This window comes from Sulfuricystis multivorans (genome assembly GCF_003966565.1).
Taxonomy (GTDB): Bacteria; Pseudomonadota; Gammaproteobacteria; order Burkholderiales; family Rhodocyclaceae; genus Sulfuricystis; species Sulfuricystis multivorans.
This window is the reverse complement of record NZ_AP018718.1, coordinates 1283370-1302640: the sequence shown is the minus strand read 5'-3', so window position 1 is coordinate 1302640 and position 19271 is coordinate 1283370. Positions and strand designations below refer to the sequence as shown.

The 19271-nt window shown below is 61.4% G+C and carries 18 protein-coding genes; 16 read left to right on the top strand and 2 right to left on the bottom strand.

The genetic code is table 11. From position 1 onward, the window contains the following. The first annotated feature begins 24 nt into the window (after nucleotides 1-24). From mltG to mobA, 16 genes are all read left to right on the top strand, one after another. A complete protein-coding gene (gene mltG, locus EL335_RS06540) occupies nucleotides 25-1029 on the top strand; it encodes an endolytic transglycosylase MltG (protein WP_126445251.1) in 1005 nt (334 codons plus the stop codon). Then, nucleotides 1026-1640, top strand: coding sequence for a dTMP kinase (tmk, locus tag EL335_RS06535; RefSeq protein WP_126445249.1), 615 nt, complete (start codon nucleotides 1026-1028; stop codon nucleotides 1638-1640). Before mltG ends, tmk begins: the two co-directional genes overlap by 4 nt. A gap of 4 nt (nucleotides 1641-1644) precedes the next feature. Beyond that, complete coding sequence (gene holB, locus EL335_RS14575; protein ID WP_126445247.1) at nucleotides 1645-2655, top strand: DNA polymerase III subunit delta'; 1011 nt, start codon at nucleotides 1645-1647, stop codon at nucleotides 2653-2655. Next, nucleotides 2652-3434: a TatD family hydrolase gene (locus EL335_RS06525; RefSeq protein ID WP_126445245.1), complete on the top strand. Its 783-nt coding sequence runs from the start codon at nucleotides 2652-2654 to the stop codon at nucleotides 3432-3434. Before holB ends, EL335_RS06525 begins: the two co-directional genes overlap by 4 nt. 11 nt (nucleotides 3435-3445) lie before the next feature. Further along, the gene (locus tag EL335_RS06520) at nucleotides 3446-4075 is read left to right on the top strand and encodes an ankyrin repeat domain-containing protein (protein WP_172600045.1); all 630 of its coding nucleotides are present in this window, start codon (nucleotides 3446-3448) and stop codon (nucleotides 4073-4075) included. Between the two features lie 46 nt (nucleotides 4076-4121). Continuing rightward, nucleotides 4122-4805, top strand: coding sequence for a tetratricopeptide repeat protein (locus EL335_RS06515; RefSeq protein WP_126445241.1), 684 nt, complete (start codon nucleotides 4122-4124; stop codon nucleotides 4803-4805). 192 nt (nucleotides 4806-4997) lie between these two features. Next, nucleotides 4998-6209 (top strand): response regulator, encoded by a 1212-nt coding sequence (locus EL335_RS06510; protein WP_126445239.1) that lies wholly within the window; start codon nucleotides 4998-5000, stop codon nucleotides 6207-6209. Next, nucleotides 6206-7705, top strand: coding sequence for a protein kinase domain-containing protein (locus EL335_RS06505; protein ID WP_126445237.1), 1500 nt, complete (start codon nucleotides 6206-6208; stop codon nucleotides 7703-7705). Before EL335_RS06510 ends, EL335_RS06505 begins: the two co-directional genes overlap by 4 nt. A gap of 95 nt (nucleotides 7706-7800) precedes the next feature. Beyond that, on the top strand, nucleotides 7801-8454 hold the full coding sequence (locus EL335_RS06500; RefSeq protein WP_126445235.1) for a hypothetical protein: 654 nt from the start codon (nucleotides 7801-7803) through the stop codon (nucleotides 8452-8454). A gap of 16 nt (nucleotides 8455-8470) precedes the next feature. Further along, nucleotides 8471-8833, top strand: coding sequence for a roadblock/LC7 domain-containing protein (locus tag EL335_RS06495; protein ID WP_126445233.1), 363 nt, complete (start codon nucleotides 8471-8473; stop codon nucleotides 8831-8833). A gap of 21 nt (nucleotides 8834-8854) precedes the next feature. Beyond that, complete coding sequence (locus EL335_RS06490; protein WP_284155267.1) at nucleotides 8855-9346, top strand: PAS domain-containing protein; 492 nt, start codon at nucleotides 8855-8857, stop codon at nucleotides 9344-9346. Further along, entirely contained in the window at nucleotides 9343-10083 is a 741-nt protein-coding gene (locus tag EL335_RS06485) for a phosphate/phosphite/phosphonate ABC transporter substrate-binding protein (RefSeq protein ID WP_126445229.1), read from the top strand. Before EL335_RS06490 ends, EL335_RS06485 begins: the two co-directional genes overlap by 4 nt. Nucleotides 10084-10111: 28 nt before the next feature. Continuing rightward, on the top strand, nucleotides 10112-10846 hold the full coding sequence (locus EL335_RS06480) for a PhnD/SsuA/transferrin family substrate-binding protein (protein ID WP_126445227.1): 735 nt from the start codon (nucleotides 10112-10114) through the stop codon (nucleotides 10844-10846). A 29-nt stretch (nucleotides 10847-10875) separates the two neighbouring features. Next, nucleotides 10876-11352: a V4R domain-containing protein gene (locus tag EL335_RS06475; protein ID WP_126445225.1), complete on the top strand. Its 477-nt coding sequence runs from the start codon at nucleotides 10876-10878 to the stop codon at nucleotides 11350-11352. A gap of 203 nt (nucleotides 11353-11555) precedes the next feature. Further along, nucleotides 11556-12572 (top strand): GTP 3',8-cyclase MoaA, encoded by a 1017-nt coding sequence (gene moaA, locus EL335_RS06470; protein WP_284155266.1) that lies wholly within the window; start codon nucleotides 11556-11558, stop codon nucleotides 12570-12572. Then, nucleotides 12565-13131, top strand: a complete 567-nt coding sequence (mobA, locus tag EL335_RS06465) for a molybdenum cofactor guanylyltransferase MobA (RefSeq protein WP_126445221.1) — start codon at nucleotides 12565-12567, stop codon at nucleotides 13129-13131. The genes moaA and mobA overlap by 8 nt, the downstream gene beginning before the upstream one ends. A gap of 23 nt (nucleotides 13132-13154) precedes the next feature. Here mobA and EL335_RS06460 read toward each other — a convergent pair whose 3' ends face one another. Both EL335_RS06460 and purL read right to left on the bottom strand, forming a co-directional pair. Beyond that, nucleotides 13155-15332: a RelA/SpoT family protein gene (locus tag EL335_RS06460; protein ID WP_126445219.1), complete on the bottom strand. Its 2178-nt coding sequence runs from the start codon at nucleotides 15330-15332 to the stop codon at nucleotides 13155-13157. Nucleotides 15333-15344: 12 nt separating this feature from the next. After that, nucleotides 15345-19226 carry a phosphoribosylformylglycinamidine synthase gene (purL, locus tag EL335_RS06455; RefSeq protein WP_126445218.1) on the bottom strand — a complete coding sequence of 1294 codons (3882 nt, stop codon included), beginning with the start codon at nucleotides 19224-19226 and terminating at the stop codon, nucleotides 15345-15347. Nucleotides 19227-19271: the final 45 nt, after the last annotated feature.

Below are 19271 nucleotides of genomic sequence, written 5' to 3'. Positions count from 1 at the left end.
GTTTCACTATCATAGCCGCCTCGTATGCGACTACTCAAACACTTATTATGGCTGACCTTCCTGCTCGCGGCGGCTTTCGCCGGCTGGATGGTCTGGTTCGCATCTGCGGCCATCTCCTTGCAACTCAACCCCGACGGGGTGGTGGATTTCGACATTCGCCCCGGTCTCGGCCTCAAGGGCGCTGCCCAGGCGATGCGCGATGCCGGCGTCGGCATCCGGCCGTGGCAATTCGCGCTGCTGGGCCGGCTGGCGGGCCGCGACCGCAACATCAAGGCCGGCGCTTACGAAATCGGCGCTGGCATCACGGCATGGCAGCTGCTCGAAAAGCTCACTGCCGGCGACGTGACCCTAAGCGAGATCGTCATCGTCGAGGGAAAGACTTTCCGCGACATGCGCGCGCTGATCGATGCCCATCACGACCTGCGTCACGACAGCACCGAGCTGACTGAAGCCGAGATCCTGCAACGCATCGGCGCGACGGAGCCATATGCCGAAGGTCGGTTTTTCCCAGACACCTATCTCTTTGTCCGTCGTTCGAGCGATTTCGACATCTACCGGCGCGCCTACCGCGCCATGCAGCGCCGCTTGGCCGTCGCCTGGGAAAACCGCGACCCTTCAGTGCCTTATCAAAACCCGGCCGAAGCGTTGATCATGGCTTCGATCATCGAAAAGGAAACCGGCCTTGCCACCGATCGCGGCAAGATCGCCTCGGTGTTCGTCAATCGCCTCAAGCTCGGCATGCCGTTGCAGACCGATCCGAGCGTGATTTACGGTCTGGGCGAAAAGTTCGATGGCAATCTGAGAAAGCGCGATCTGCAGGCCGATACCCCCTGGAACACCTATACTCGCAGCGGCCTGCCACCGACGCCGATCTGCCTGCCGGGCATGGCTTCGCTCGAAGCGGCGCTCCATCCGCCGCAGACCGATTTCCTCTACTTCGTCGCCCGCGGGGACGGTTCCAGCGTTTTTTCGCGCACGCTGGAGGAGCATAATCGCGCGGTAGCCAAATACCAGTTGGGGAAAAAGTGACGGCAAGAGGCAAATTCATCACGCTCGAAGGCATCGATGGCGCCGGCAAGAGCACGCATCTTGCCTGGCTGGTCGAATTCCTGCGTCGGCGTGGATATCGCGTCGTGCAGACCCGGGAGCCGGGCGGCACGCCCCTGGGCGAGAAGCTGCGCGGACTGCTGCTTGCCGAACCGATGCATCTCGAAACCGAGGCTCTTCTGATGTTCGCCGCCCGCCGCGAGCATCTGGGCGAGCTCATCTGGCCGGCGCTCGAACGGGGCGACTGGGTCGTCTGCGATCGCTTCACTGATGCAAGCTTCGCCTATCAGGGCGGTGGACGAGGGCTGTCGGCCGAAAAACTCGCCCAACTGGAAATCTGGGTGCAAGGTGGTTTCCAGCCCGATCTGACGCTCCTCTTTGACCTGCCGGTCGAGATCGCGATGCAACGCATGGCCAAGGCTTCCCGGCAGCTCGATCGTTTCGAACAGGAAAAGGCCGATTTCCACGAACGCGTTCGCGCTGCTTACCTGGCGCGCGCCCGTCGAATGCCGGAACGGGTGAAGGTGATCGATGCCAGCCAAAGTTGTGCACTCATTCAGAAACAACTTGAAGATATATTCTTAAGATATTGAATAAATGATACTAAATGAAGATATATGGAAGAGCCTGACTGGGCCCGATGTGCGCCTGCCCCATGCGCTGCTGTTCACTGGTCCGGTCGGAGTCGGGAAGCGGGAGTTGGCGGATGCGTTGGCGGCCCGTCTGCTCTGCGAGATACCGCGCGGCCCCCATGAGCCCGCTTGCGGCCGCTGCCCGTCCTGTTCGATGATGGCCAATGGCCAGCATCCCGATTTTCGGCTCGTCCAGCCCGAGGCTGAAAGTGCGGCCGAGGAGGACGCAAAGCATAGCGAAGGAGAAAAGAAAAAGACCGGTCGCCAGATCCGCATCCAGCAGATCCGTGAGCTGGAAGACTTCTTCCACGTTGGCGGCCATCGCGGCGGAGCGCGGGTCTGCCTGATCGACCCGGCCGAAGCGATGAACCCAATCGTTGCCAACTCTCTTCTCAAGATACTTGAAGAACCATCGACATCTTTCTATTTCATAATGATTTCCAACAGATGGCGCAGCCTCTTGCCGACGCTCTTGAGCCGTTCTCGACGCGTCGTTTTCGCCCCTCCGCCCATCGAGCAAAGCCGACGTTGGCTGGAAGAGCAAAAACTTGCTGGCGAGGCGAAGTGGCTGCCATTTTTCGGCCAGGCTCCACGCCAGCTTTTCGATGCCGCCCGCAGCGGCCGTCTGAAGGCTCTGGAAAAGCTGGTGAGCGATTTGCTGCGGCCTTCTGAACCGCTCGCGCTCGCGGCGCGCTGGGAAGGGCTCGTTAAAGATGATGCGGGGCTCGGCATCGAGGATCTGGTCGTGACCGTGCAAAAGTGGCTCCACGACCTTGGCTTGTGCCGGGTCGGTCATGCACCTCGCTATTTCGACCGCGATGCGCTTGCGCCACTCGCTCAGAGAACCACCCTGCCTGCGTTGATCCGCGCCCAACGGCAAATAGCCCAATTGCGCGCCTGGGCAAATCACCCGCTCAATCCGCGACTTTTTCTCGAAGACCTTTGCCTGCGCGCATTCAAGCCCCTCGAATCATGAACGCGCCACTCGTCGACTCCCATTGCCATCTCGATTTCCCTGAGCTTGCGGAAAATCTCCACGATCTTCTAGCCGCCATGGCGCAGGCCGACGTTGGCTGGGCACTGTGCGCTGGCGTCACCTTGGAGCGTTTCCCGGCGATGCTGGCGCTCGTCCGCTCGGCATCCAACCTCTTCGCCGCAGTCGGTGTGCACCCGGATACGGAATATTCTGAAAGAGACCCCGATGCCAAGACTTTGCTTGAACTGGCCAATGATCCAAGAGTCGTGGCCATTGGCGAAACCGGCCTCGATTATTATCGCCTCGAGGGTGATCTGGAGTGGCAACGCGAGCGTTTTCGCACTCACATTCGCGCTGCCCGGCTCTGCAGCAAGCCGCTGATCATTCACACCCGCTCGGCCGCGGCCGATACTCTGGCCATCTTGAAAGAGGAGGGGGCGGAGGCGGTCGGCGGTGTCTTCCATTGCTTCACCGAAAGCGCACAGATTGCTCGCACTGCGCTCGATCTGGGGTTCTACATTTCGTTCTCGGGTATCGTCACCTTCAAAAATGCCATCGAACTCAAGGAAGTCGCAAAAATGGTGCCGCTCGAACGCATGCTCGTCGAAACCGATGCTCCTTATCTCGCGCCAGTGCCCTACCGCGGCAAGGTGAATCAGCCCGCCTATGTGCGTCATGTCGCCGAAGAGATCGCCCGCTTACGTGGCTTGACGCTCGATGCGGTCGCCGAGCAGACGACCGAGAACTTCTTCCGGCTTTTCAGCCACGCCAAACGATGAAAGCACAGCCGATGAAAAAATACTTGGTCCTGTCACTCTTGTATGCCTTGCTTGCCATTCACGCCGTCGCCGGGGTGTATGAAGACATCCTGCACGCGGCCGAGCAAAATGAAACCGAACAGGTCATCGACCTGTTGCGGCGCGGCATGGATGTCAATACCACCGATGCCCAGGGCAACACGCTGCTGATGATCGCCGCCCGCGAAAACAATCTTGAACTGGTGCGTTTTCTGCTCGACAACCGCGCCAATCTCAACCGCCGCAACCGTTATGGTGACACCGCATTGATGCTGGCCACGCTGCGCGGCCATGAGGCGGTCGCCAGGTTGCTGCTCGACCGCAAGGCCGATCCGAACACGCCGGGCTGGACGGCGCTGCATTACGCCGCCTTCGAGAATCGCCCGCAAATCGCCGCATTACTGCTGGCTGCCGGCGCACAGGTGAATGCCATCGCGCCGAATGGGTCCACCGCATTGATGCTGGCGGCCAAACGCGGTCATCTGGAAATGGTGCGTCTGCTCGTCGGCGCCGGCGCCGAGGTCAACGAGATCGATCGCGACGAAGGCACCGCACTCGACATGGCCCGCAAGGCGAATCACGCCGAGATCGTCGACTTTTTACGACGCGCCGGGGCGCGCTGATGAAAAAAACTCACCGGTAGAAAGGGTTTCGCATATATTCCACGCCATGAACGAGTTGTTGGTCCTTGAGCCCGTTTCCGAACCGTTCGTTCCGCCGTTGGATGATTGGCAGCCCGCTTTTTTCGATTGTCACGGCAAGCTTTGCCCGGTGTTGCCGTCAGCGGAACATGCCGAACGTTATCTCGACTTCCTCAAACACCGGATCGCGCGGCAGCCCGCCGATCTGCTTGCCCACGTCCGGCGCATATTGCTCGCCCGCGCGTACCGGCAAAAAAAAGTTACCGCGGAAGCCTTGCATGATCTATTCCGCGTGTTGGAAAACAGGGGAGCAGGCTTGCGCACCCACCTGCTCACTTTGTGTTCCCCGCTGCTCGACACCCAGAGCTTGGAGCGCCTGGGACATTTTGCTGAAGCGTCCCAGCCTCATCCCCCAGCCATCGTGATTCGTCTGGCCAATCGAGGAACTTCCTCGAGTCGTCCCGAAGCTGGGAATTCCACATTGTTGGTCGAGGCGCTGGATCATTTGGAGGCCGGCCAAGTCGATGAAGCGCGCTCTTTGCTCGAAAAACATCTGCCAGCCAATCCGAGCGACGTCGAGGCGACGCGTCTTCTGCTGGACATCTACCGACGCTCACGCGATCACTCGGCAAAGACGGCCATGAGAAAACGGATCGAACCAGTGCCGGAAGCCGTGCGCCCCCTCTGGGAAGCCTCCGATGTTTCTCGCTAACGCGCATGATCGCCACGCCCACCCGCAGAAGATGAAAACCCCCATGCGCAAGAACAAACACCCGCCCACCCTTAAGCCCCCCTCGCGGGCGGGGAGGCAATCAGCGCGGCTTGCACCGCGAAGTTTGGCTGCCGATCGCGTCACGAAGGCCGTCGCAGGCAGAGCTGAGTTATTCGGGACTACCAAGCCAGCATGAAACGTAAGACGCTACCATTGGCGGTCGATCTGTTGGGTGTCAATGAGCGGATGCGCAATACCTTTGCGATGGCCTTTGCCGGACCTGCGAAGGCCGTGGCCCGCTTGGCCGATGGTGGCAGGGCCGACTTGGTGATCGTCGATGCCGATGGCGTCGGTGCTCAGGAAGCCTGGCAGGCGTTCCATGAAAAACGCCCCCGCTGTCCCGCCATCGCCATTTCTGCCGCGGGCATCGAGCTGGAGGGCGTCGCAGCAACGATTGCAAAGCCAATCAGGGTCGAGCAGCTGATCGAAACCATTCGGCGGCTGGCCGAACAGATCGAGCCGGATACGCAGAAAACCCCACCGCTGCCCTTGGCAGCCTCGATTCCTGCGCCTCAAGTCGCTCCCTCTTCGGGGCTGGCGGCGGAAACGGAAAATGAGGAGAAGACACAAAGAATCCCTACCTTGCGCCTGCATCAAAGGGAACCTGAGACAAGCGAATCGCCCGCAACTCCTCCCGGGAAGGATCTTTCAGCGGTATGTGGTACGGTCGAAGATATCGATTGCAACGACGATGCACAGGTAAGCAAACTGTTCTTGCCGCTCGAAGGTCGTTTGCTCGCAGCGCTACAGACAGCGCTCGCAGAAGCGAAGCAGGGCAAGCAACCGGTCGCTCTCAGATACAAAGAAAACACGCTTGCGATCTTTCATCCACGGGGGCGGGCAGTGGCCGTGCCAGTCGGTGATGCCTCTCTCCAGCGCATGAGCCAAGCAGCATTTCCCGGTGGGATGCTGTTCTTAGAGAAACTACCTGCCGATAGCGCCTCCGCGCCTGGGCCGATGGCCGTCCATCCAGACGTCCTGCTCTGGAAGGTGGCGGCCTGGACCTATCGTGGCCGGTTGCCGGTCGATCTGCCGCCGAATGTGCGTGTCTATCTGCGACATTGGCCCAATCTCACCCGTCTCTTGGAGCTGCCGGATGCGATGCGCATCGCCGCCCTGTTGAACGAGCAACCGATGAGCATGAGCCGGGTTGCCGAGGCTCTGCAGATTCCGCAGCGTCATGTCTTTGCCTTTTGCGCCTGCGCCCACACGATTGGTCTGCTCGATATCGCCAAACGCGCCGCCGACCACCTGATCGAGCCGCCCCCAGCGCCGCCGGAGCACGGCGAACGTCAATTCCTCGGCCGCATCATGCACTATCTGAAAGGGCTGATGACGCGATGAGCCAAGCCACCCATGCCTTGCCGCCCGGCACGCTGTTGCACGAATATCGTATCGACGGCGTGCTGGGTATCGGTGCTTTCGGCATCACTTACCGAGGTTGGGACACGCACCTGAACATCCCGGTGGCGATCAAAGAATATTTTCCGGCTGACCTGGCGATACGCAAAGGCGAACGCGTCACGCTCAAGTCGGCGGCAGACGATGAGCTTTACCGCTTCGGCCTCGAGACCTTCGTCAGCGAGGCACGCATCCTCGCCCGTCTCAAGCATCCGAACATCGTGCGCATTTCGCGTTACTTCAATGCGCATGGCACGGCATATTTCGTGATGGATTACGAGGAAGGAACGACGCTGGCAATGGTTGCTCGCAGCCGGCAAGAGGGCTTCGATGAAACCTGGCTGCGGGGCATTTTCGTACCCTTGCTGGAAGGATTGCGTGCCATCCATGCGCAAAAATATCTGCACCGCGACATCAAGCCCAGCAATATTTATATCCGTCACGACGGGGTGCCGTTACTGATCGATTTCGGTGCGGCGAAACTCGAGTTCGGGGCGGCCACGAACTACGGTTACTGCGCATTGACTCCTGGTTATGCGCCGCTCGAACAATATGAAGAAGGTGGAGTGCAGGGGCCATGGTCGGATCTCTATGCCTTGGGGGCAACCTTACGGCGCTGCATCACCGGCAAACGACCCGTGGATGCGAAAACCCGCTTGCTGGCAGTAGAGCAGGGGATGCCGGATCCCATGGCACCCTTGGCGAAAATCGCGGCAGGCCGATATTCATCTGGCTTTCTGGAAATCATCGACAGCCTGCTGGGGCTGCGCCCGGAGCAACGGCCAGCGAGTGTCGGTGCGGTTCTCGCCCAGCTTGAAAGTGGCGAAGCCGCTCGGTCGATGACTGCGACCATCGTGCCATATGTGCCACGCCAGCACGTGCGCAACCACAAGATCCTGTTCATTGGGCCGGTCGGTGCCGGGAAGACGACTGCCATCGGCGCCTTGAGCGATGTGCCTGTGGTCGGCACCGATCAGACCGCCTCGGACATGACCCGATCGAGAAAGGAGAAGACCACCGTCGCATTCGACTACGGCATCATGAACATCGGACCAAACGAGCGGGTCCATCTGTATGGCGCACCGGGGCAGGAGCGCTTCGATTTCATGTGGGACATCCTCAAAAAGGGCGTCTTGGGGCTGGTGATCCTGATCGACAACTCGCGTCCTTCGCCGCTTGACGATCTGGCGTTTTATCTGAAGTGGTGTGACGATGCCATGGGTTCAGCGACGAAAATCGTCATCGGCGTCAATTTCATGGCGTTCGATCAACCTCACGACCTGGAAAGCTATTACCGCTTCCTGCTCGACGAGGCACGTGCATCCAAGATCAAACCGCCGGTGTTCGAAATCGATGCCCGCAACAAAGCCGATGTGGTCATGCTGATCCAGGCGCTGCTGGTGACGATCGACCCTGGCGTGCAGGATTACGAATTGTGACCGACGACTCGCGCTTTTTCGCGCAACCGAAATTGGCATCCGTGCCATCATGACGATAGTATTAAGATTATCCATTGCTGAAGATTGGATCGATCATGCCTGATTACACCCTCAACTCTGGGGTTTATGTGAACGTCACGCCGTCGGGCGCCTATCGCGCCGTCGTCGGCAATCAGGATGATGCCGTCCGAGCACTGCTTGGACGCTTGCTCTCGATGCCTGAGACACCTTCGTTGGATCAGGCCACTCTGGCGGAGCTCGCTGGCGGCAGCAGCGAAGCCGATTTCGTCGAGCTTCTCTATCGCCTGCAGGAACTCGGCTGGCTGGCCGGCAGCAAAGACCGTCGCGAGGCTCCGGATCTCAACATGGAACAAGATGTTCCCCGCCTGCTCGCTGAACTGTCGGGTGCCGGTAAAGCCTTGCTCGCCGACGCGCAGGGTTTTTATCTCGCCAATGTCGGCTTCGCCCACGAGGTCGTCGAGGAATTGGCGGCATTGGCTGCCTCCATCGCTTCATTGCAGGCTCGCAATAGCGGCCTGCTCGACAGAAACTTGCGGCTTCCGCCAGGCGGTTGGGCGGCAGTCGATGCCGCCGGTAATGGCCAGCTCGGTTTCTGGCCACTCATCGTTGGCAGCCAGAAGTTCGTACTATCGATCGCCGGCACACCGGCATTCGACCGTCCGGCGTTCGTCGATCTGGTATGGTGGCTGTCGCGCCGATACGCCGCACTCGATTTCGTATCCACATAGACAAGGAGACTTTCACATGCGTGAAGAAATGTTGCGTGCCGTGCTGAGCGATTTGAACGGCAGTTCGGCCGATATCATCGGTTCAGCGGTCGTTTCGACCGACGGCCTGATGATCGCCAGCCTGTTGCCAGCCAACCTCGATGAAGATCGCGTCGGGGCGATGAACGCGGCGATGCTGACGCTCGGCGATCGCAGCGCGAGCGAACTGGGCTGTGGCGCGCTCGAACAGGTGATGGTCAAGGGCAAGGAGGGCTACATCCTGATGATTCATGCCGGCGAGGATGCCGTGCTGTCGGTGGTAGCGCGCCCCGGCGCCAAGCTCGGCCTGATTTTCCTCGATGCCAAACGTGCAGCCGAAAGCGTCAGCAAACTGCTGTGAGGTCGCCAGACCATGCGCGACATGACGCTTGCCGATCTCCACGGCGAAAGCGGCGAGGAGCATTGGCTCACCTATTACGACGGCTTCCGGCGGCGGGTGTTCGTCACGCAACGTGAAGTGCCCTTTCCAGAGGGTAAATTGATCGTTTCGCGTACCGATCCATCTGGCGTGATTACCCACGCCAACCAGGCCTTCGTCGACATGTCCGGTTATAGCGAAGATGAACTGGTAGGGGAGCAGCATTACATCCTGCGCCATCCCAATATGCCCGCGGTGGCGTTCAAAGGATTGTGGGATACGATCACCCAAGGGAAAAAGTGGCACGGCTATGTGAAAAATCTGCGCAAGGATGGGGCGTTCTATTGGGTTTACGCCACCGTCGTGCCCAATATCCGGGAGGGTCGCATCGTCAGCTATACCTCCGTACGCCGCAAACCTTCACGCCGCAAGATCGAGGAAATGGCCGCCCTCTACAAGAGCTTGCTGCAGGAAGAGCAGGGGAGACGCCAATGAAATACACCCTCACGCTGAGCCCAGATTTCAACACCAAGTATCTGGCCGGCTGGTTCGTCTTCAACACCTGGCTGCAAAAACGGCTCGGACTGCCGATCCATCTCGAGCTGTTCACCGATTTCCCTGCCTGTCATGCCGCGATCGACGCGGGCAAGATCGACCTGATCTACGCCAACCCGGCCGACGGGGCAATGCTCCTGCGTGAGAAACAGTTCGTGCCGGTCGTGCATCCGAGGATGCGGCCCGACGAAACCATCATCGCCGTGCCCGCCGACAGTCCAGTAACCCGCATCGAGGATTTCCACCCGGACTTGCGTGTTGCCGCCACCGATGATCCGGAAATCAACATGATCGGCCAGATCCTGCTGGAACCAGCCGACATCACGCCGGCCGACATCCAATACCAGCGCTGCGAGAATTATGTGTTGGTCGCCAAGGCCCTGATGAATGGCAAGGCCGATGCCGGATTCTTCCTCGCCGAAACCTTTGCCGAACTCTCGCCGACGATCCGCAACCGGCTGCGCGTGATCTTGAAAAGCCAGATACACGTCATCCATCATCTGTTCCTGGCCGGGCCACGCTTGACAGACCAAGTCGTCGAGATCAGGCAGGCGCTGCTGGCCATGAACGACACCGAACCCTGCTTGCTGAAAGAGATCGGCATCACTGGCTGGCAGGCTACCGATGGCGAAGAAGCGGAATTCATGGTCGACCTGATGGACACGCTGATCGATTGACGACAATCCAGACACAACAGAGAGACACATGAAATTCGCCTCAGAGTTGTTTTCCGTCTGCCCGCACGACACAGCCAAGAATCTGGTCGGTTGGTATACCCTCAACTCCTATATCCAGCGTCACCTCGGCTGCCGTCTGCACTTCGAACCAAAGGACAATTTCCTCCAGGAAAGGGCAGCGGTTCTGGCAGGTCCATATCGGCTCGTCTATGCCAACCCGTTCAGCGCGGCGATCTTTCGCAGGGAAAAAAACTTCATTCCGGTTGCCCGGCCGGTCGGGTTCTTTGACGAAACCTTTCTGGTCGGGTCGGCGTCCGGCGCCGATCTTCAACGCAGGCCGCTGAAGATCGCCTCGGCGACCGACAAACTGATCGTGCACATCCTGGGCCTCGAATTGCTCGACAGTCAGGGCATTCTCCGCAGCGATTGCGAATTCGTCTTCACCGGCAACCATCTTGCCGCAGCGCAGGCGGCGATCCAGGGCAAGGCCGATCTGGCTTTCGTATATAACGAAACTTGGCAGGGGATGGCGGATTCGACGCGTCAAAGCTTGCGCCTCATCGCCGAATCCCAGAGTCGACGCGCTTATCACTGCTTTTGTCTGGCACCGGAATGGCGGGACAAATTCCAGCCGCTGCAAGAATTGCTCTGCAGCATGCACGGCCATCCGCAGGGCAGCCGGATCCTCGCCGATCTGCATTTCTCCGGTTTCGAGCCCGCCCATGAAAGCGATCTCGACGCACTCGCCGCAATGATCGATTGAATCGACCAAGCAAAGGAATGTCCCAAAGCATGAACAACTTGCAGAAATCGCCATTCGCAGCCGTCGACGTCGCCAACGCGCTACGCATCGACCGGCCGAAATTGGGCACGGACGCTCCGATCGCGGTATTCCGCCTGCTGCGACTCGTGGTGCTCGAAGACCTTTTTGGCCCGGCCGCGGCGGCGCAAGCCTATCTGGCGGGCAAGAAGCTCGGCGGGCAACTGGGCTTGCAAAGCGTCGAGCAGTTTCTCGATCTCTGCCGGCAGCTGAAACTTGGCGAGATCAGTGTCGAAAAGCTGAATGAGGGATTCAAGGTCGATGTGCATGAATGCATCACTTGCGCGGGAATGACTCCTGTCGGCAGACCCCTTTGTTCCTTTGAAGGTGGCTTGATCGCCGGCGCGATCGGTTCGATTTTGCAAGTCAAAGTGCAGGCGCGCGAAACGTCCTGTATCGGCGGCTTGGGCGACGCGACCTGTGGTTTCGAAGTAAAGATACTGAAATGAACAGCAGGATTGCATTCGCTGCCTCAGCGGTAGATATTACTTTACATAATATATATTATGCGAATCGTTGAGGCAATCGCGAGGTGCAAGCCACGGTCCGCATCCGTGCCGTGGTACAGATGGGATGCCGCCCTATACTCGGCGCTGGCGGCACGGCATGATTCCTCAAAACGCAAGCCGCTTGCCACCCTATAATGAAGCCCATGAGCACCTTGCCCTCCTTGATCGATGCGTTTGGCCGGCCGGTGCGCGATCTGCGCATTTCGATCACCGATCGCTGCAATTTCCGTTGCGTCTATTGCATGCCAAAGACGGTTTTCGGGCGCGACTATCCGTTCCTGCCGCGCGCCGAGCTGCTTTCCTTCGAAGAGATCACACGCATCACGCGCCGCTTTGCGGCACGCGGGGTGCGGAAGATTCGCCTCACCGGCGGCGAGCCGCTGCTGCGGCATGGCATGGAAGAATTGGTCGAGATGCTGGCGGCGATTCCCGACCTGGAAGTGACGCTGACGACCAATGGCTCGCTGTTGGAAAGGAAAGCTGCGCTCCTGCGTTCCGCTGGCCTCGCACGGGTGACGGTCAGCCTCGATGCGCTCGACGATGCGACCTTCAAGCGCATGAACGATGCCGATTACCCGGTGGCGAAGGTGCTCGCCGGCATCGAGGCGGCCGCTCATGCGGGCTTGAGGCCGGTGAAGGTGAATTGCGTGGTCAAGCGCGGCATGAATGATGACCAGATCGTTCCGCTCGCGCGGCATTTCAGACATACCGGCCACATCCTGCGCTTCATCGAATACATGGATGTCGGTTCCAGCAATGGTTGGAAGCTCGACGAAGTCGTGCCCTCTGCCGAAGTGCTGCGCCGCATCGGCGAGCATTTCCCGATCGAGCCGATCGATCCGAACTATCCCGGCGAAGTGGCACAACGCTGGCGTTATCTGGATGGCGCCGGCGAAATCGGTGTGATTTCTTCGGTGACCAGGGCCTTTTGCGACAGCTGCACGCGCATCCGTCTTTCCACCGAAGGCCAGCTCTACACCTGCCTGTTCGCCTCCAGCGGCCACGATCTACGCGTCCTGCTGCGCAGCGGCGCCGACGACGCGGCACTCGATGCGGCGATCGAGAGCATCTGGCAACAGCGCACCGACCGCTATTCACAATTGCGCATGGCGGCGACACCGAATCTGAAAAAAATCGAGATGTCCTACATTGGTGGATAGCGCGGTCACCGGACTGATCCTCGCCGGCGGCGAAGGCCGTCGCATGGGTGGAGCCGACAAAGGTTTGCTCGACTACCGCGGCAAGCCGTTGATCGCCCATGTCATAGAACGTTTTGCCCCGCAGGTCGGTCGACTCCTGATCAGCGCCAACCGCAATCTCGATGCTTATCGGGCCTTCGGCTACCCGGTGGTCTGCGACGCGGCAGTCGAGCGTTGCGGCCCGCTGGCGGGCATCGCGGCCGGATTGTCGGCCTGCACGACGCCGTGGCTGGCGGTCGTTCCCTGTGATTGCCCTACCCTGCCTGTCGATCTCGTTCCTCGCCTGATGGCGGGAATCGGCCCTGGATCCCTGGCGATCGCCGCCACCTCCGCAGGAACGCAGCCGACCTTCCTGCTCTGCCGTCGTGACCTGCTGCCCACCGTGGAAGCCCGATTGGCTTGCGGCGAGCGCAAGTTGATGGCCTGGTGCCGCGATCAGGGCGCCGTCACCGTGGATTTTCCCGACGCGGCAGCATTCCGCAATCTGAATACGCCCGATGAACTGACCAGCGGGACCTGATGACCCTACCCCACGGCCAGAACTCAGCCGCGGATCACGCGGGTCACCCCGCCGATTTCGCCCAGCACTGACATTATCTTTTGCAGCTGCTCGGCGCTGCCGAGTTCCACGGTGAAAGACATGTGCGCGACAGCGCCCTTCGAGCGTGTCTTCACCGCGGTGACATTGACCTTCTCTTTCGCGAGCGCCTCCGAGATGTCGCGCAGCAGGCCTTGACGGTCCGCTGCCTCGATGAACAGGTCGCAGGCATAGCTGCCTACCTGTTTGTTACCCCACGTGGCTTCGATGACGCGCTCGGGATTCCTCGCCGCCATGTTGCGGAAATTCGCGCATTCGACGCGATGCACGGAGATGCCGCGGCCGCGCGTGACGAAGCCGGCGATCGCATCCGGCGGTACCGGCTTGCAGCAGCGGCCAAGCTGGGTCATCAGCTTGTCGACGCCGACGACGAGAATCTGTCCGCTCGCTTGGGCCTTGGCCCGATGGGTGAGGATCTCCGGGGCGGCTTCGGCGATCGGCGCGCCCTTCACCGCTGCCTCGATCGCGCGCGGACCGACTTCGTCGCGCGCCGCGGCGAGAAACAATGCGTCGGCATTCTTGAAGCCGAGTTTGCGCGCCAGTTCATCGAGATTGGCCTGCGTGGCGCCGTCGCGCTGCAATTCCCGCATCACGAAGGCACGGCCGGCGGCGAGCATCTCCTGTTCCTGCTGGGCGGCGAACCACGCCTTGACTTTCTGGCGCGCACGCGGCGAGACGAGATAGCCGGGACCCAGCCAGTCCCGCGAAGGCCCGCCACTCTTCGCGGCGATGATTTCGACCTGCTGGCCGCTAGCCAGCGGCGTATTGAGCGGTACCAGATGACCGTCGACCTTCGCGCCGCGACAGCGATGGCCAAGTTCGGTATGCACACGGTAGGCGAAATCGAGCGGGGTTGCGCCCTTGGGCAGATCGATCACCCTGCCCTGCGGGGTCATCACGTAGATCGTGTCGTCGAGCGCGGCGCGCTTGAACTGCTCGACCCAGACCGCCGAATCGGTGATCTCGTCGCGCCAGGAAAGCAGTTGGCGCAGCCAGGCAATCTTGTCGTCATAGTTGGAGTCGGCCTTGGTCGGCGTGTTGCCGGCCTCCTTGTAGCGCCAGTGGGCGGCCACGCCCAGCTCGGCATGACGGTGCATTTCCTGGGTGCGGATCTGCACCTCCAGCGCGCGCCCGTCCGCGGCGATCACCGCGGTGTGCAGGGAGCGGTAGAAATTGCCTTTCGGGTGCGAGATATAGTCGTCGAATTCGCCGTGGATCGGCTGCCACAGCGCATGCACGACACCGAGCGCGGTATAGCAGTCGCGCACCTCATCGACGACGATCCGCAGCGCGCGCACGTCATACACCTGGTCGAAATCGAGCTGTTTCTGGCGCATCTTGTTCCAGATGCTGTAGATGTGCTTGGGCCGGCCATAGACTTCGGCATGGGCGATGCCCGCTTTGACGAGCTCCTCCTCGAGGCGCGCCACCGCGTTGCGGATGAAGGCTTCGCGCTCCTGCCGCCGTTCGTCCAGTTGCCGGGCGATTTTCTTGTAGGTGTCCGGTTCGGTGAAGCGGAAGGACAGATCCTCGATCTCCCACTTGATCTGCCAGACGCCGAGCCGGTTGGCGAGCGGCGCGTAGATTTCCAGGCTTTCACGCGCGATCTCGAAACGTTCCGGCGTCTCATTGTCGGTGAGGAAGCGCAGCGTCTGGGTGCGCGAGGCCAGCCGCACCATCACGACACGGATGTCGGTCGATAGCGCCAGCAGCATCTTGCGCAGAATCTCCGCCTGGGCGGCGATGTTCTGGCCGCTGGCGAGATTCAGCGGCCGCAGATTCTTCAAGCGATGCAAGCCATCGACCAACAAAGCGAGCGGCTCGCCCCATTGCCGGGCGAGCTTTTCATGCGCATGCTCGACGAAATCGGGGATCGCGAACAGCAGCGCCGCCAAGCGTGTGTCAAGATCCAGATTCAGGCCGGCGAGGATCAGCGCGGCCCCCAGTCCGTGACTGAGTGCCGTCTCGCCAGAGCCGAGTTTCGCATCGCGATAGACTTCGCCGGCAAACGCCACCGCATCGCGCAACCTGGCCGCGCCCTCCTCCGATAGCCCGGCGGTCAGGCGCTCGAACGTCGCGACGTCGATGCCAGACTCCGGCAGGGCGTGGGTGACGGAAACCATGACTTTCCGCCCCTACCCCATCCACTTCCGGGCATTGCGGAACATCGTCAGCCACGGCGAATCCTCACCAAGCCCTGCCGGATGCCAGCTCATCTGCACGGTGCGGAAGACGCGCTCGGGATGCGGCATCATGATGGTGAAGCGACCGTCCGGGGTGGTAACGCCGGTAATCCCTTCGGGCGAGCCGTTCGGGTTGAAAGGATAGGTCATCGTCACCTGGCCGCGATGGTCGATGTAGCGCAGCGCCACCGGGGGGCGCGCATCGCTGGCGAATACCGCCCGCCCCTCGCCGTGCGAGACCACGACCGGCAGTTTCGATCCCGCCATGCCGGCAAAGAAGATCGACGGCGAATCGAGAATCTCGACCAGCGAAAAACGCGCCTCGAAGCGCTCGGAGCGGTTGTGCTGGAAGGTCGGCCAATGTTCGGCGCCGGGGATGATCGGCGCCAGATGCGCCATCATCTGGCAACCGTTGCACACGCCCAGCGCAAAAGTGTCGGAGCGCGCGAAGAAGGCGGCGAATTCGTCCTTGAGTTCGGGGTGGAAGAGAATCGACTTCGCCCAGCCCTGCCCCGCGCCGAGCACATCGCCATAGGAAAAACCGCCGCAGGCGGCCAATCCTTTGAAGTCGGCGAGTTTCACACGGCCGCTCATCAGGTCGGACATATGCACATCGATGCATTCGAAGCCAGCCCGGTCGAAGGCGGCGGCCATCTCGATCTCGCCATTGACGCCCTGCTCGCGCAGGATGGCGATCTTGGGTCGGACGCCGCTGACGACGAACGGCGCGGCTGGATCGAAAGTCGGCTGGCATGACAGTCCCGGGTCGGCGGCATCGAGCAGCGCATCGAACTCTTCCTGCGCGCATTCCGGGTCGTCGCGCAGCTGGGCGATTCGGTAACTCGTCTCGCTCCAGGCGCGCTGCAGCGCGACGCGCGGCAGGGTCAGCACGGCTTTGGCGTTGCGCCACAGGCGCAGCTCGTCGGCGTCGTTCAGGCTGCCGATGATGTGGGAGCATGCACCGAGGCCATGATCGCGCAAGGTCTGCATCACGGCCGTGCGTTGAGAGCGGCGGATCTGGATCACGGCGCCGAGTTCCTCGGAAAACAGTGCGGCGAGCAAGCGATCCTGCATCCGGCCATCGATCAGTTGCGGCGCGCGTTCGATGCCATCGACATCGTTCATCAGCGGGTCGTAGCACAGGATATCGAGGTTCACCGAAATACCCAGATGCGAGGCGAAGCTCATCTCGCAGAGGGTCGCGAACAGCCCGCCGTCGGAACGGTCGTGGTAAGCGAGGATCAGGGGGCGCAGCGTCTGGATCGCGGCGAAAAAGCGCTTGAGCAAAGCGGCATCGGCATCAGGCGGCACGTCGCCCGAAGCGCCATAGACCTGGGCCAGTGCCGAGCCGCCCAGGCGGTTTTTGCCCTGCCCCAGATCGATCAGGATCAGCTCGGTCTCGCCGCCTGCGTCTGATTGCAATTGCGGCGTGAGTGTTTCGCGCACGTCGCCGCAAGGCGCAAAGGCCGTGACGATCAGGGAAAGCGGCGCGACGACGGACTTTTTGACACCGTTTTCCTCCCATTGGGTGCGCATCGACAGCGAATCTTTGCCGACGGGGATGGAGATGCCGAGCGCCGGGCAGAATTCGAGGCCAACGCCCTTCACGGTGTCGAACAACGCCGCATCCTCGTTGCCGTGGCCAGCGGCCGCCATCCAGTTGGCGGAGAGCTTCACCTGGCCAAGATCGGTCACTTGCGCGGCGGCGAGATTGGTGATCGCCTCGCCGATCGCCATGCGGCCGGAGGCGGGCGCGTCGAGCAGCGCCACGGGCGTTCTCTCGCCCATTGCAAAGCACTCGCCCAAGTAGGTATCGAAACCCATCGCGGTGACCGCCACGTCGGCCACCGGCGTCTGCCAGGGGCCGACGAACTGGTCGCGGGCCGTCAAACCGCCGACCGTGCGATCGCCGATGGTGATCAAAAAACTCTTGCTGGCCACCGCCGGCAAGCGCAGCACACGCATGGCCGCATCAGCCAGATCGATCGCATCGAGAGCGAGCGGCGGCATCGCCACCGGCTTGCGTGCCGCCTTGCGGTGCATGCGGGGAGGCTTGCCCAACAGCACTTCCATCGGTATATCGACGGGCTTGTTGCCGAAATACGGATCCTCGACGACGAGCTGACGCGTTTCGGTCGCTTCACCGATCACCGCGAACGGGCAACGCTCGCGAGCGCAGATCGCCTCGAATTCGGCGAGACGTTCGGGGGCGACGGCGAGCACATAACGCTCCTGGGCCTCGTTGCACCAAATCTCGCGCGGGCTCATACCCGGCTCTTCGGTCGGCACCTGGCGCAGATCGAACCAGGCGCCGCGACCGGCATCAAAGGCGAGTTCCGGCATCGCGTTCGAGATGCCGCCCGCGCCGACGTCGTGGATGGCGAGAATCGGATTCGCCTCGCCCATCTGCCAGCAGCGGTCGATGACCTCCTGCGCGCGCCGCTGCATTTCCGGATTGCCGCGCTGCACCGAGGCAAAATCGAGATCGGCGGTATTCGTGCCGGTGGCCATCGACGAGGCCGCACCGCCGCCCAGGCCGATCGACATCCCGGGACCGCCGAGCTGGATGAGTTTCGTGCCGGCCGGAAATTTCTCCTTGAAGCAATGACGCGCGCCGATGTTGCCCACGCCACCGGCGATCATGATCGGCTTGTGGTAGCCGCGCATCTCACCATTGAACGGCTGCTCGAAGGTGCGGAAATAACCGGCGAGGTTTGGCCGGCCGAATTCGTTGTTGAACGCCGCTGCGCCCAGCGGCCCTTCGATCATGATCTCCAAGGCCGAGGCGATGCGCTCGGGTTTGCCGTAGTTCGACTCCCACGGCTGCTCGAAGCCTGGAATCTTGAGGTCGGAGACCGAAAAGCCACACAGGCCCGCCTTGGGCTTCGCGCCGCGGCCGGTGGCGCCCTCGTCGCGAATCTCGCCGCCAGAGCCTGTCGCGGCACCCGGAAACGGCGAGATCGCAGTCGGATGGTTGTGGGTTTCGACCTTGGCAAGGATGTGCGTGACCTCCTCGACATAGGCATAGGTGCCATCGGCCCGCGGATGGAAGCGCCGAATCGCTGCCCCTTCGATCACCGCCGCGTTGTCGGCGTAGGCGACGATCGTCCCGTCGGGATGCGCCTTGTGCGTTTCTCGGATCATGCCGAACAGCGACATGGGCTGCGGTTTCCCGTCGATCTCCCACGAGGCATTGAAGATCTTGTGGCGGCAGTGCTCGGAATTCGCCTGCGCGAACATCATCAGCTCGACATCGGTCGGATTGCGACCCAGCTTCGTGAAATTGTCGATCAAGTAGTCGATCTCATCGTTCGACAGCGCCAGCCCCAGCTCGCCGTTGGCCTCGACCAGCGCGGCGCGGCCGCCGGCAAGGATGTCCACGCTCGTCAGCGGTTGCGGCGCAACGTGGTGGAAAAGCCGTTCGGCGGCCTCGATCGAATCGAGCACCGACTCGGTCATCCGGTCGTGGAGCCGCGCGATGTGCCGCTGCGTCAGCGCCGATTTTGGCAATGTGTAGACGATGCCGCGCTCGATGCGTTTGACCGCAGCAAAACCGCAGTTCTTGGCGATGTCGGTGGCTTTCGACGACCAAGGCGAGATCGTTCCCAATCTCGGGGTGATGAGCAGCAGCTCACCTTGCGGCGCCGGCGGCAGCGGGTCGGGAATACCGAGTAGGTCTTTCAGACGCGCCTCATCTTCCTCCTCCAGTGCAGCGTCGAGCTCGACGAAAAACCATTGCTCGGCAGCAAGCGGCGTATCGAGCGCCTTTTGCAGGCGGGCGAGATGGGAGGGAGAAAAAGCGGCGGCGCCGCGCAGCTTGAGGATTCGTGACATGATGCGAGATAAGGAAGGGCGTTGGGCAGGCAAGCCAAGCTGGGA